We start from the raw sequence: 14,220 nt of genomic DNA, 5'->3' as shown, positions 1-14,220 counted from the left end.
TATGAAAAGATTATTAATTGCAATGATGATTATGGTTGCGGGATTTCAAGCAAATGCAGGTATCTATGTTGAGCCTTATTTAGCTTACAATTTAGTTGGTGATTATGATGGTGCTGATACTAATGGTTTAAACCTTGGTGGTCGCCTAGGTTATTCGCTTCCAATGCTTGTAAGTTTTGGATTAGATTATAATTTTGGTGAATATACTCATGACATTGCTGGAACGGATGTAGATGTTGATCACTCAAAACTTGGAGCTTTTGTTGCTGTTGACCTACCAATTCTAGCAAGAGCATATGCTTCTTACTATTTCAATGCAAAAGCGGAAGCTAATGGTGTTGAGAGTGAAGGTTCAGGATTTGGACTAGGTGTTGGACTTACTATGTTACCATTCGTTTCAATCAATTTTGAATATCGATCACTTAATTATGATGAATCAAATGGTGCAACTGTAGATGAAGATGCAGATGAGATTTTAGTTGGTGTATCAGTACCACTTGATCTTTAATTTTTATTTTAAATTATAGATATAAGAAGGCCCACTTTTAAGTGGGCTTTTTTTATGCTTCAAATTCTTTATTATTAAATATATCCATTGTTCGTTTGTAGCCGGCCTCAAGCATTTTTGTCATCTTCTTAGGATTCAAACTAAATACATCAGCAAAAAAGAGATTGAAATCCTCATGAGTTGGATAAATATCGATTAATTTAACATTTGGATCGTAATTAAGCTTTCTTTCAATAATAGAAGTGATGTGACGTCTTTGATCATTACTGAATTTTTCATTAATCATATACTGGTTAACAGTATCAATAATATCCTGTGCTGCAATTCTTCGAGCACGAGAGTCGATAATCTTCTTTTGAATCATTAGGTATATTGCTTGTGTACAAATTGCTGGTAGTCCGTAATTTGCAAGTGAACCAATTTCATCTTGATAGTGATAAGGCGTATGTGTCCAACTTGAAATAATATAATCACACTTATTATCCACAGCTACATGTGTTGATAATGTTTCTCTAATTTCACCATCTATATAGAAGTCAGTCTTATTTGTTGTATTATTATGAATTGGATAAGGTGTATAAAATGGTGGCACACTCATTGAAGCAGTAGCAGCTTCAGCAATTGGAATATCAGTATAGTAGTGTGCAGTTGGATCATGACTTGGGTTTGGGTAGTTATACCTCGAGAAAATAACCTTTCTAGAGTGATCTAGTTGAGTGGCTATGATAAATAGATCGGCGTCATAATCATCAAAATTATTAGATTTAATAATATTTTCTACAATATAGTCATGGAGTCCCTGAGTTGAAAATAATCCCGATATGGAGATTATTGGGCTTAAGACTTTTTTTAACATTCCTGGGAATCCATCTAATGGATCATAGAGATTTGGATGGTGAGGCTTTAATTTTGGCCTTTTAATTGAGAGCATATCTCGATATGTAATTGGTTTTAGGCCATGTTTGTTCTTGTGTAGGAATGCTTCAATAATGTCCATTGGAGAATGGCCTGATGCTAGATAGAGGCTTATTAGTGCCCCAGCACTTGAACCAACATATGTTGAGATTTCAAAATCAGGATTTACGTCCGAATGATTGTGCTTAAATGTAAAACCTAGGTCATGAAGTGCCCAGCTAACACCTAGGTGCCATGCAGCAGCTTTAACAACTCCACCTGAAAGTACGAGTGCTGTCTTTTTTGAACGTAAGTTTTCCATGTCAATTCGATTCATAAATTAATTATACTCGATATAGGCATTTATGCATTGATAAATTTTGGCAAAGCACGTCAAGTTAGTTAAAATTAAGGAATGATTTGGATGGACATAAATGACTATTCATTGTTGAAGGGAATCTCAATATCAACAATTCGTCGCTATATAAAAAAAGAAAAATTAATTTGGAAGTTTGAAAACGGTAAATACCTGATTCAAATTAACGAGTGGGAATATAATGATTCATTTAATGAATCAAATGCAATCGTATATTTAAAACGATTACAAGAAGAACACGAAGAATTAAAAAAAGAATTAATCAAAACCAAACAAGAGATTAATGAGTATAAGATGCTTGTTGATCTTTATGAAGGCCGTCTGAATGAAAATAATCAAGTTACTTTTAACTAGTTTTATTATTCTAATCTCAATTGATACTTTTGCTGCACCAAGTGCTCGTCGTTGTATGATCTTACCTGTAAGGGATACTGTTGGAGGAGCTATCGGGTATGAAGTTTTCTCAAAAATTGAGCGCTACCTAAAGTCTTCTCGTTGGTGTTATTACCAATATAATTCTGAAATTATTAATATCCTATCAAACTATAAGCAGGATCTAGATAAGGCATTAGAAAATCCAAAAGTTTTACGTTTGGTTTCTGATAAAACAAATGCAGGCTCAATTATTAAAGTTAAAATTGAATCACTTCCTCAAGGTGTAACAGTTCACTTAAAAATTATAGGTGCAAATGGACGAGATATCTTATTTCGAGAAGAATTAGATTTAAATCAGGATGACCCTGATGTTATTGCTCAAACTGTAAATAATTGGCTAGACCAATATGAAAAGCAAATTCCTTATGATGCTAGAGTTCTTGGTGTACTTGGGCAGCAATTCTCAATTGATTTAGGCCAAGATGCAGGGATCTATGTTGATTATGAAGTAAAAATAGTACGTCCTATGAGACGTCGTCGTCATCCTCTTTTAAAAGAAGTTGTTGACTGGGATACGAAAACAATTGGTACTGGACGAATTATTCATGTAGGTGAGAGTCTCTCACAAGTTAAAGTTTTAAGATACGAAGACAAAAGTCTAGTACAAGTTGATGATTGGGTGATCATTAATAAGAATACTAAATCATCTGAAAAAAGAGAGATGCAGTATACACCAACTGAGGATGAGGAAGCTTATAGCTTTGGATTACTTGGTAATTTTGGAGCCTCTCTACTACTCGGTACTGGATCAAATAATAATTCGTCTGCTTCAGGCGGAACAAAGGCCATTAGTGGATTTGATTTTAAAATTGCAATTGAGGGTGAAATCTATGCTACTAGAAACTACTGGGTTGGGATTGATCTAGAAAAAGGATTTGGAAGTTATTCTAAAGATTCAGGTACTCTTAGTCCTGAAGATAATTCAATGGATTCTTCAACATTCAGACTTCTTGCTGGTTATAAGTATTTACCAATGGGATTCTTCTTCGGTCCACAAATTGATATATATCTTGGTTATGGTTCATACTCACATGGCTATGATACACAAATTAGTAATGGCTTTACCGGAGTTAACTTCAGTGGTCTTCTCATTGGTGCCAAAGGTTCAATGCCAATTGTTAAAGATTTAAGAATTTATTTTCAATTCGATTTTATGTTCTCTCCTAGTTATGAAGAAGACGTTACGGTTTTTGGAAATGCAAGCGATACAAGTAATATCTATCTTGAAGCTGGTGGAGAATATAAGTATGGCCCTGCAGTCACATTATTTGGTGGGATTGCCTACTTAGGAAACAAAGCCGAGTTTGCTAGTGATCAAAGAAAGGTTGATATCAAAAGTACATCACTTAAAGCCGGTGTAAAATTTAAATTTTAACAGGTAAATAATGAATAAGATTAAGTTGTTAGAAGATCAAATAAAGTATCATAAAGCTTTATATTATCGCGGTGAACCTGAAATAAGTGATATTGCTTACGATAAAATAGAAGATGAGCTTAGGGAAATTGACCCTGATAATCCGGTCCTAAATTTAGTAGGTTCTACTATATCGTCACTTGAAAAGGTAAAGCATGATAAGAAAATGCTCTCTCTTGGAAAAACATATAAGATCGATGAGTTAATCAATTGGGCCAAGGACTACGAAGTATTAGGAATTTACAAAGTTGATGGTGTTTCTTGTTCACTCATATATGAAAATGGAAAACTTGTTATAGGTAAGACTAGGGGAGATGGTACGTTTGGTGAAAATATCACTCAAAAAGTACAATGGATGAAAGGTGTCCCTAGTTCCATTCAAGATAAAGAGAGAATAGAAATTCGTGGTGAAATGTATTGCGACGAAGAGTCATTTTTTAAATTATCTGAAGCTATGATTTCACAAGGCCTAGAAAAACCTACTTCTCAAAGAAATATTGTGGCAGGACTTGTTGGCCGTAAGGAAAATATAAACTTATGTTCTTTTATTAATTTTAAAGCATTTGATGTTTTAGGAATTGATTTTGATAAGGAAGAACAGAAATACCATCATTTACAAGAGCAAGGATTTGATATTCTCGAATATGAGATCATGAAATCAAAAAAAGATTTTGAAGCATCGATAGAGGATGCAAAAGATTTTATGGCCAATGGTGATTATTTAATTGATGGGTTGGTATTTGTTTATAATGATATAAAGCTACATCATGAACTCGGTGAGACTGCTCATCATCCTCGTTATAAAATGGCATTTAAGTTTCCCGGTGAAACAGTTCAAACGATACTTAAGTCGATTACTTGGCAGGTCTCTAGAAATGGTATTTTAACTCCTGTTGGAGAAGTTGAGCCTGTTAGTATCAGTGGTGCTGTCGTTTCACGTGTTACACTTCATAACTTTGGAATGGTAAAACAACACAATTTAAAAGCAGGTGATAAGATTGAAATTATCCGCAGTGGTGAAGTTATACCTAAATTTCTGCAAACAATTAAAGAGTCAGAGAATGATTTCTCTGTACCAACACATTGTCCTAGCTGTGATGCTCCAGTTAAACAAGTTGATATACGAATCATTTGTGATAATCCTGCATGTCCGGCACAAGTCAAAGAAGTTATCTTAAACTTCATTCAAAAGATAGGTATTGATGATTTAAGTTCTAAGCGTCTCGAGGAAATGATTCGTCGTAAACTAGTAACAAAGATTGAAGATCTCTATAATTTGAATATTGATAAATTAATTGAACTAGATAAAGTTAAAGAAAAATTGGCCACGAAACTTTTAACTAGTATTGAAAAGTCTAAGAAGGCTGATCTTATCACTTTTCTTTCTGCACTAGGTATTACTGGTGGAGCCTATAATAAATGTGAAAAAGTTGTTGAAGGTGGATTTGACTCAATCGAGAAGTTGCTAGCGATGACAGCGGAGCAACTACAAGGCCTAGAAGGATTTGCTGAGAAGTCAGCAACGACTTTTGTTAATTCATTACAAGAAAAAAAAGATCTTATAAAAAACTTACAAAAAATAGGTTTCACATTTGAAGTAATCGAAAATGATACTGGATCTAGCTTGGCTGGAATAAAAATATGTATTACTGGTTCTTTATCTCGAAAAAGAAGTGAGATTGAAAAAGATATAAAAGCAGCTGGTGGAACTCCTGTTAGTTCTGTAAGTAAGAATACAGATATTCTACTTACAAATGAAACTGAAGCTAAGTCTTCTAAGTATAAGAAGGCATTAGAGTTGGGAATTACTATTAAGACTGAAGACGAAGTAATGGGAATGATTAATGGCCAAAAAGAGTAAGAAAGTTTTTGAATGTTCAAACTGTGGCTTCCAAACAGCTAAATGGATGGGGCGTTGTACAGATTGTGGTGAATGGAATAGTTTCACAGAGCAAACTTTCTCGCCAGTACAAGAAAGTATTAAAGTAAAGGCCGTTGGTGAGACTCAACCTAAGAAATTAAAAGAAATTGAAGTTGAAACATATAATCGCGTCTCAACTGGCATCGATGAATTTGATCGTGTTGTCGGTGGAGGACTTGTTCCAGGATCACTTATCTTAATTGGTGGTGAGCCAGGTATTGGTAAATCAACACTATTAACTGAAATGTTATCAAAACTATCAGGAAGACAAGAAAACGAAAGCTTCTTATATGTAAGTGGTGAAGAAAGTGAGGGGCAGGTTGCCGGTAGGGCCAAACGAATGGGCCTAAAGAACGATTCCTTCTATATATATAATGAAACAAATTGGCAGAATATTTTAAATCAAATTAAAAAGATAAAACCACGTTTTATGGTTCTAGATTCAATTCAAACAACGACATCTAGTGAGTTGTCTTCGCCTCCAGGTACAGTTTCACAAATTCGTGAAGTAACTTATGAGCTGATGAATCATGTGAAGGCTACTGGTATTACTTGTTTTGTTGTTGGTCACATAACAAAAGATGGTGCTATCGCTGGGCCTAAGATTTTAGAACATATGGTTGATACAGTTATCTATTTTGAAGGTGATCAATTTGGCCATTATCGTATGCTTCGTGCAATCAAGAATCGTTTTGGAAATACTAATGAAGTTGGTATTTTTGAAATGAAAGAAGATGGCCTTAATGAAGTAAAGAATCCTTCACAATTCTTTTTAGAAGATGATCTTGAAGGGAGTTTCGGGAAGAGCTTAACGTGTATAAAAGAAGGGACAAGACCGCTCTTTGTAGAAGTACAAGCTTTAGTAGCAGAAAATAAATTCGGAAATGGAAGACGTACAACTCAGGGATTAGATAATAATCGTGTAGCTATGATGGTGGCCATTATCGAAAAATATGCTTCAATTCCTATGGGAATGAATGATATTTACGTTAATGTTGTTGGTAGTATGAAACTTACAACACGTGAGTCCGATCTAAGTATTATCGCAGCTCTTCTAAGTTCATATAAATCTAAACCTATTCCAAAAGATACGATCTTTTTAGGCGAGGTGGGCCTAACTGGTGAAGTTCGAACAGTTCCTCATATGGAGATGCGTATTAAAGAAATGGAATCCTTAAATTATAAGACTCTAGTTGCATCACCAAAGATTGCACGAGAGTTTTCTAAGAAATCTAAATTAAAAATTATACCAGTTAGAAAAATTACAGATATCTTTAGCGTGTTAGGGGATTAACCCTAACCGCTAATTTAGAAATTGATTTCTATATATTTAGACCAAAGATTCTTCTTATAGTCGTAATATTGTCGATGATCATTTTTAGTTTCAAATAAAGACTCTTTCTTCCATTGTTTACTGACATCTTCTATGGTCATAAGACCTGCTCCAATTGCAGCTGCTAGTGCAGCACCATAAGATGTCGTTTCAATTATTTGTGGTCGTGTTACATTAATTTGAGAAATATCGGCTTGAATTTGCATAAGGAGGTTATTTGCAACAGCTCCACCATCTACTTTAAATTCTTCAAGATCTCTACCCATATCACTTTTCATTGCCTTAATTAGATCATTAATACTTAAAGCAATTCCTTCAAGTGCCACACGACATATATCATCAGTATTTGTTGCTCTTGTCATTCCAATTAGAGCAGCTTTTGCGTTTGGTCTCCAATACGGTGAACCAATCCCTGTAAAAAAAGGTAGAAGTAAAAGGTCTTTAATTTGATCAATATTTTTTACATTTAAGGCCTTATCTTCTGTTTGAGCGGCATTATCAATAATCTGTAAATTATCTCTTAACCATTGCACGCAGGCACCAGCAATATAACAAGATCCTTCTAAAGCATAGTATGTCTTACCTTGATACTTATAAGCAACAGTAGTGAGTAATCCATGATCTGAATATTTCTTTTCTTCTCCAGTATTAACTAACATGAATGCGCCTGTACCATAAGTACATTTACCAGTTCCTTGTTTAAAACATGCTTGACCAAACAAGGCCGCTTGTTGATCTCCCAAAATTCCGTTTATACGTATTCCATCAGGCAGAAAGCTTAATCCTTTAGTTATTCCAAAGTCACAGATCGATTCACATATTTCAGGTAATAGATTCTTATCTACCCCTAGTTTCTCACATAGTTCATCATCCCATGAACAATTATCAAGTTCCATTAGAAGTGTTCTTGATGCATTTGAAACATCAGTTTTAAAAGATGTTTGTCCAGTTAAACGATAAAGTAAGAATGTATCAATCGTTCCAAATCTTAGGTCGTTATTCTTATGGGCCTCTTTTACGTATTGGTTATTCTCAAGAAGCCAGTGCATTTTTGTTCCAGAAAAATAAGGGTCTAGCGGTAGTCCAGATTTCTTTTTGAATAACTCTTCATCTGCTTTAATCGATTCACAATATTGTGCCGTTCGACGGTCTTGCCAAACGATGGCCTTAGCAAGAGGTTCTCCTTTGCGATTAAATGCACATGTCGTCTCTCTCTGGTTTGTAATACCGATAGATTTAATCTTACTAGTATCGATATTATTTCTCTTTAATACTGTTTCGACAGTTAGACGTACACTCTTCCATATTTCATCGAGATCATGCTCTACCCACCCAGTATTTGGAAAATACTGTTTAAATTCTTGATTTTCTTTGTCAATGAATTCAAAAGTCTCAGCATTAATAACAGTTGCAGTCGTACCAGTTGTTCCCTGATCTAATGATAAAATATACATATTTACTCCAGTATAGAGAGAATTAATTTAAATATTATTGAGATAATCTTAACCCAGGATCATGCCCTGGGTAATTGCGCACAATGCTGTTTATTGCAATTTCCCACTGGCCAGCTAAGAATGAGTTGGAACCCTTTAAGATTGTTACAGATAATCCGACAAGTATAACAAGTAGGAATATGAACTCGATGAAAGTTTGGCCGGAATCATCTAAAAAATGTTTGCGACTCTTATTTTTGCCAATTTCTTTCATTTTAAGTTGCCTTTTTTGCATGATGCAATTATTTCTTACTTTGTGTATAATTGTATTTTAACTGGGGTCGGAAATTGAGTACAGAAAGAAAAAAATTTCCATTTAAACTAATCGCAATCGCTTGTTTTCTAGTATTGGGCTCATTATTTGTTACTGATGAGAGTTTTACTACTGCTAAAATTGCAGGCGTTGATACAAAAAAGATTCAACATTATGAGTCAATGCTCGTTAGGCCAGATTTAAAATCAATTAAAGGTAAAGAGTTTAAAAAAGAAGATCTTTCAAAAGGTGTTGTGATTTTAAACTTTTGGGCAAGTTGGTGTACACCTTGTCTTGAAGAATTCCCTAGTCTAGTTTCATTAAGATCTGGAATTGAAAATAAAGATCTTAAAATCATTGCAATTAACTCTGATGAAGGGCCAAAGCAAGATAAGAAAATCAATGAAGTTAGTAAAAAGTTTAATGTTAACTTTGATATCGTTAAAGATAAGAACGGAAAGTTAACTGATGCATTCATGGTTTCAGCAATCCCAGTCTCTATTGTATTCAAAGACGGAAGAGTGATGGAAGTCGCTAATGGATCAAAAGACTTTAACTCTGAAGAATTCAAAGAAAAAATTCAGGAATGGCTTAAATAGAATTTCTATTAACGGCCAAGTTTCTTCCCCAATTATATGTAATTTCAGAAATTGTCTTTGTCTTAAAGACGCTAAACCTTGGTTTTAACTTTTCTACTACTGCACCTTGATCATATTTACCAACTGCAGCTGCTGCATTTAATGTAATACCACTCCACATTTGAGTCATATTAATTCCATATAAAGGAGCAGCAATTGATGCTAACAATAGTAAATTGTCACAATGACATGAACCAGGATTGTAATCTGAGGCAATAGAAAGTTTACACCCACCATCAGCTAGTGCCTTGGCATCTGCTTTAGGTTTACCTAAGAAAATTCCTGTACCTGGTAATACCGTTGCTACAGTTTTTGATTCTGCTAACTTTTTAATTCCATCTTCAGTAGTACATAGAAGATGGTCTGTACTGAGTGCTTCGAGTTCACACGCGAGTATTGCACCTTTGTTATCATTGAATTCATCAGCATGAGTTTTCATTGGAATGTTAAACTTCTTCGCAGTTTGAGCTAATTTTTTAACATCATCAGCATTGAAGTAGCCTTTCTCATGAAATATATCAACACAATCAATAATTCCATCATTACCAATTTCTTCGAGTAGTGGAATGACGATTTCATCCATATACTTTTCAGTATTATCGTAGCTCTTTGGAAGTGCATGTGCTGGCATGAAGGTATTGATGATTTGAATATCTGGAGCAAATTCTTCTTTAAGTTTAGCTATTAGTTTTGTCATTCGCTTTTCTCCTTCATAAGAAAGAGAGTAGCCTGATTTAACTTCAATCGTTCCAATACCGTACGATGCAATTCTGTTTACTCTTTCACGACATAGATTTAAAAGTTCTTCATCACTTGTTTCATTTGTTCCAACTGAAGTTGCAACAATTCCACCACCAGCTTCAGCAATGGCCTGGTAATCAGCACCATTTAATCTCATTTGGTATTCATCAGCTCTGTTACCACCAAAGATTAGGTGAGTATGTGAGTCTACAAGTTCAGGTGTAATGACATAACCACTTAAGTCTTTAGTAGACTTTGCTTTATCTTGATATTCTACAGGAATATTTGAACTGTCTCCGACCCAAAGGATTTCATTGTCGTTAAAAACAATAGCGGCATCTTTGATGATTGAAGAATCTTCAGGCAGAAGATTGCGGCCATCTTTTTTAAATGCTTCTTTAAGTGTTAATAGTTCATTAATATTCTTGTAGATATACATTATTTTAATTTCCCGACGTGTTTTTCTACAGCTCTTAATAATTCGCCATTATCGACTAGGGCTTCAATATAGTTAATATCTTTGTAAAATACGCGATCTTCTTCAATTTTATCAACAGACTTTCTGATATGAGTAATTAACTCTTCAATTGCATCTGATGATCTTAGTGGCCTATGGAATTCGATCGCTTGCGAATTACATAATAGTTCAATGGCAAGACACTTTGTTGCATTTTCAATTACTTCATGAAGTTTTCGTCCTGATGTTACACCCATTGAAACATGATCTTCTTTATCTGTTGATGTTGGTACTGAGTCCACACTAGCAGGGTGACATAGGTATTTATTTTCAGAAGTTAGAGCAGCAGCAGTAACGTGTGCAATCATGAGACCGCTATTAAGACCTGATTCAGGTGTAAGAAATGCTGGTAGATCTGAGAATGTTGGATTCATCATTTTTTCGACACGTCTCTCACTAATATTACATAACTCAGCAACACCAATAGCAAGGTAGTCCATTGCCATAGCAATAGCTTCACCGTGGAAATTTCCACCAGAGATAACTTCATCTTCACTAAGAAATATTAGAGGATTATCAGTAACAGCATTTAATTCAATTCCAATTACTTCTTTTGCATGGGCAAGTGTTTGTCTTGAGGCTCCGTGGACTTGAGGAACACAACGAAGAGAATATGGATCTTGAACCTTTCCACAGTCTACGTGAGAGTCAAGAATTTGGCTTCCAGCTATAATATTATTTACGTTAATTGCAGATGCAATTTGTCCTGGGTGAGGTTTTAGTCCATGAATTTTTGGATCATACGCTCTTAGTGTTCCACGTACACCATCTAAAGTAGTTGCTGCACAAATATCGGCAACTTTAATCAGATTTTCTGTTTTCTTAATTGCCAGTGCACCTAGTGCGGCCATAACAGCTGTTCCGTTAATTAGGGCAAGTCCATCTTTTGGTCCAAGGACGACTGGTTCTCTTCCGATATCTCTAATGGCAAAATCTGAGCGAACCTCTTTACCGCCGTAAACAACTTCTCCTTCACCAATTAAAGCAAGTGCAATATGTGAAAGGGGAGCAAGGTCACCTGAGGCTCCAACTGATCCCTTTTCAGGAACAACAGGGATAATATCATTGTTTATAAACTCAATTAATAACTCAACGGCTTCAATCGTTACACCTGAAAATCCAGAAGCGAGACAATTTGCTCTAAGTAGCATAATTGCTTTCGTGATTTCTTTCGTAAATGGTTTACCCACTCCAGTACAGTGTGAACGAATAAGGTTAACTTGAAGTTGTGATAGATCTTCTTTTTTGATGTGTTTATCGGATAAGGCACCAAAACCTGTATTGATCCCATATACTGGCTCACCTTTATCAACAATATTTTGAACGTAAGCTTTAGACTTAAGCATATTGTCTCGTGCAATATCACTTAGCTTTACTTTTACAGTGTTCTTTTTTGCGTATGATACTTCATAGATGTCATCGACACTTAGACTGTGTCCATCGATAATAATTTCTTTCATCTTTATATTCCTATCTTAAAGTCTCTATTTGTGTTTTATATTGATCTTTTCCTTTTCCGAAAATATATGAGCCTGCAACCAAATTGTCGGCACCTTTGTTACGACATTTTGTACCAGTCTCTTCGTTGATGCCTCCATCAACTTGTATTTTAAAACTTAGGTTATTCTCTTTTCTCACCTTATTTAGATATTCAATTTTATCCAAGGCATTTGGCATAAAACTTTGCCCACCAAAACCAGGTTCAACTGACATTACTAATACAAGATCTAGTTTCTTTAATAGTTCTAAATCTAGATCTTGTGCCTTGGTCTTTGGTTTGATGGAAAGACCAATGCTATTATAGTGACTACGATATTTTGAAATGAGCTCCATATGGTTAGTCTCAATTTCAAAGTGATAAGTGATATTTTCTATCCCTACATCCTTTAGCTCTTCCATATGAAATTCTGGATTAGTTACCATTAGGTGAACATCAAGAGGTAGTTTTGTTTTCTTTTTTAATTGTTTAATAATTGGAATACCAAATGTTAAGTTTGGTACAAAGTGGCCATCCATAACATCAAGGTGAAGCCATAGATCGTTTACATCTTCGATTACAGAGATATCGGAAATTAGATTTGTGAAGTCAGCGGCTAAAATACTTGGTGATATTATGGTCTTCATCTAATCTCCTCTATGAAATTTCAAATGTATCGTATTTATTAGTAAGCCCGTTTACTGCATCAGTATCTCGGCAGGCTTTCTTTCCTTCTAGTTGAATCATATCTAGACGTATAGTTTTATCTTTCGATCCTACTAAGATTTTATTGTCACTTATTTTAATCTCACCTGCATTCAATTTGTTTCCTGTGTAGGGACTAATTTCTAAAACCTTTAGTCTTTTACCATTTAGAAAGCAAAATGTTCCAGGCCAAGGTTTTAGTGCACGTACTTGATTATGAATTTCAATATATGTTTTTTCAGAAAACTTGATATGGCCGTCTTCTTTTTTCAATGTTGGTGCAAAAGTAACATCGTCTTCATTTTGCTTATAAGAAGAGATGTCATCGTTAATCATATCTTGAATGAAATCATTTAGTGTAAGTGAGGCAGCAAACTTAAGACGTGTATATAGTTGACCACCTGTTTCTTCAAATGAGATTGGAAGTTTTGATTCTTTTACGATATCTCCGGCATCCATCTTCTTGACCATTTTTTGAATTGATACACCAGTTTCATTATCACCATTTAAAAGTGCGTATTGTATTGGTGCAGCACCTCTATACTTTGGTAATAGAGAAGTGTGGATATTAAAGCATCCAATCGTTGGCATATTTAAAACTTTTGATCCAAGAAATTGTGCAAATGCTAGAACTAAAAAGAAATCAGCATTGAGTTCCTCTAGTTTAGCAAGTAGCTCTTCATCTTTATTGATATTCTCTGTTTGATAGAAGTTGATTCTATTGTTTTTGCAGTATTCGATCACTGGTGGAGATTGCAGTTTTTGTCCACGGCCAGCTTTTCTATCTGGCATACTTACAACTAATTGCAGGTCAATCTGTGGGTGATTTGCAAGTAGTTCAAGGCTTGGACATGAAAAATCAGGAGTTCCAAAAAATACAGCTTTGAGCTTTTTCACTATCTACCCTTTACTCGCTTCATATATCTTTTTGTTAAGAAGTTTCTTTTTAGAGTTGATAATCTTTCTAAGAAAACAATTCCATCAAGATGATCATTCTCATGTTGTATGCAGACTGATAATAGTCCATCTGCTTCAAGAATTTGCTCATTTCCATCTAAGTCTTGATAAGTAACTTTAATTGCTTCAGCTCTTTTCACTTCTTCATAGATTCCAGGTACAGATAGACAACCTTCTTCATAAACGATGTCACCGGCAGTCTTTTCAATTTTAGGATTGATGAAAATTCTAGGATTAAAGTTTGAGATGTCGTAATCACGTGTACCATCTGCACGAGTTACTTCTTTTCTTTCAAAGTCGATATCCATTACAAAGATGCGATCAGAAACACCAATTTGTGGTGCTGCAAGACCAATACCTGGTGCGTGATACATAGTATAGAGCATGTCTTTGGCCAATTTCTTAAGAGAGTCGTTGAATTCTGTGACAGGTTCTGCAACTTTTTTAAGAATTGGTGCTGGATAAGTAAATATTTCTAGTTTTTCACCTTCTAGGGTGTAGTCTTTTAAAAATTCTTCTGTAGTATTCATGGCCCACTTATATCACGTGTGCGCCGCA

The 14,220-nt window shown here is 34.8% G+C and carries 13 protein-coding genes; 6 read left to right on the top strand and 7 right to left on the bottom strand.

Going from position 1 to position 14,220, the window contains the following annotated elements; all coding sequences use genetic code 11:
• Nucleotide 1 precedes the first annotated feature (1 nt).
• Nucleotides 2-508 carry a hypothetical protein gene (locus ACN5L8_RS14605; RefSeq protein WP_334677837.1) on the top strand — a complete coding sequence of 169 codons (507 nt, stop codon included), beginning with the start codon at nucleotides 2-4 and terminating at the stop codon, nucleotides 506-508.
• Nucleotides 509-560: 52 nt separating this feature from the next.
• Here ACN5L8_RS14605 and ACN5L8_RS14600 read toward each other — a convergent pair whose 3' ends face one another.
• Nucleotides 561-1,739, bottom strand: a complete 1,179-nt coding sequence (locus tag ACN5L8_RS14600; protein ID WP_419169011.1) for a patatin-like phospholipase family protein — start codon at nucleotides 1,737-1,739, stop codon at nucleotides 561-563.
• A 78-nt stretch (nucleotides 1,740-1,817) separates the two neighbouring features.
• Here ACN5L8_RS14600 and ACN5L8_RS14595 point away from each other — a divergent pair, with 78 nt between their 5' ends.
• The 4 genes from ACN5L8_RS14595 to radA are packed head-to-tail and all read left to right on the top strand — an operon-like array spanning nucleotide 1,818 to nucleotide 6,842.
• Nucleotides 1,818-2,132, top strand: a complete 315-nt coding sequence (locus tag ACN5L8_RS14595) for a hypothetical protein (RefSeq protein ID WP_133296882.1) — start codon at nucleotides 1,818-1,820, stop codon at nucleotides 2,130-2,132.
• Nucleotides 2,104-3,588 carry an outer membrane protein gene (locus ACN5L8_RS14590; RefSeq protein WP_419169012.1) on the top strand — a complete coding sequence of 495 codons (1,485 nt, stop codon included), beginning with the start codon at nucleotides 2,104-2,106 and terminating at the stop codon, nucleotides 3,586-3,588. The genes ACN5L8_RS14595 and ACN5L8_RS14590 overlap by 29 nt, the downstream gene beginning before the upstream one ends.
• 10 nt (nucleotides 3,589-3,598) lie before the next feature.
• Nucleotides 3,599-5,488 carry an NAD-dependent DNA ligase LigA gene (gene ligA, locus ACN5L8_RS14585; RefSeq protein ID WP_419173367.1) on the top strand — a complete coding sequence of 630 codons (1,890 nt, stop codon included), beginning with the start codon at nucleotides 3,599-3,601 and terminating at the stop codon, nucleotides 5,486-5,488.
• Nucleotides 5,472-6,842: a DNA repair protein RadA gene (gene radA / locus ACN5L8_RS14580; protein WP_114705975.1), complete on the top strand. Its 1,371-nt coding sequence runs from the start codon at nucleotides 5,472-5,474 to the stop codon at nucleotides 6,840-6,842. Before ligA ends, radA begins: the two co-directional genes overlap by 17 nt.
• Nucleotides 6,843-6,856: 14 nt before the next feature.
• Here the strand turns inward: radA and glpK are convergent, their stop codons facing one another.
• Nucleotides 6,857-8,335, bottom strand: a complete 1,479-nt coding sequence (gene glpK / locus ACN5L8_RS14575; RefSeq protein ID WP_419173366.1) for a glycerol kinase GlpK — start codon at nucleotides 8,333-8,335, stop codon at nucleotides 6,857-6,859.
• 327 nt (nucleotides 8,336-8,662) lie between these two features.
• Between glpK and ACN5L8_RS14570 the strand changes: the two genes are divergently transcribed.
• Nucleotides 8,663-9,226, top strand: coding sequence for a TlpA family protein disulfide reductase (locus ACN5L8_RS14570; RefSeq protein WP_114705972.1), 564 nt, complete (start codon nucleotides 8,663-8,665; stop codon nucleotides 9,224-9,226).
• Here ACN5L8_RS14570 and hutI read toward each other — a convergent pair.
• Genes hutI through def form a run of 5 tightly spaced genes read right to left on the bottom strand, consistent with a single transcriptional unit; the run spans nucleotide 9,219 to nucleotide 14,192 of the window.
• On the bottom strand, nucleotides 9,219-10,445 hold the full coding sequence (hutI, locus tag ACN5L8_RS14565) for an imidazolonepropionase (RefSeq protein WP_419169015.1): 1,227 nt from the start codon (nucleotides 10,443-10,445) through the stop codon (nucleotides 9,219-9,221). The two genes, ACN5L8_RS14570 and hutI, sit on opposite strands and share 8 nt — an antisense overlap.
• On the bottom strand, nucleotides 10,445-11,983 hold the full coding sequence (gene hutH / locus ACN5L8_RS14560) for a histidine ammonia-lyase (RefSeq protein ID WP_419173365.1): 1,539 nt from the start codon (nucleotides 11,981-11,983) through the stop codon (nucleotides 10,445-10,447). The genes hutI and hutH overlap by 1 nt, the downstream gene beginning before the upstream one ends.
• A gap of 10 nt (nucleotides 11,984-11,993) precedes the next feature.
• The gene (rpe, locus tag ACN5L8_RS14555; RefSeq protein ID WP_419173364.1) at nucleotides 11,994-12,647 is read right to left on the bottom strand and encodes a ribulose-phosphate 3-epimerase; all 654 of its coding nucleotides are present in this window, start codon (nucleotides 12,645-12,647) and stop codon (nucleotides 11,994-11,996) included.
• Between the two features lie 10 nt (nucleotides 12,648-12,657).
• Entirely contained in the window at nucleotides 12,658-13,602 is a 945-nt protein-coding gene (fmt, locus tag ACN5L8_RS14550; RefSeq protein ID WP_419169018.1) for a methionyl-tRNA formyltransferase, read from the bottom strand.
• Nucleotides 13,602-14,192 carry a peptide deformylase gene (gene def, locus ACN5L8_RS14545; RefSeq protein ID WP_114705967.1) on the bottom strand — a complete coding sequence of 197 codons (591 nt, stop codon included), beginning with the start codon at nucleotides 14,190-14,192 and terminating at the stop codon, nucleotides 13,602-13,604. Before def ends, fmt begins: the two co-directional genes overlap by 1 nt.
• Nucleotides 14,193-14,220 lie beyond the last annotated feature (28 nt).

Origin of the sequence: Halobacteriovorax sp. (assembly GCF_048381875.1) — a bacterium.
Lineage (GTDB): Bacteria > Bdellovibrionota > Bacteriovoracia > Bacteriovoracales > Bacteriovoracaceae > Halobacteriovorax_A > Halobacteriovorax_A vibrionivorans.
Note: the sequence above shows the minus strand (reverse complement) of the source record. Positions and strands in the feature narration are given on the sequence as shown.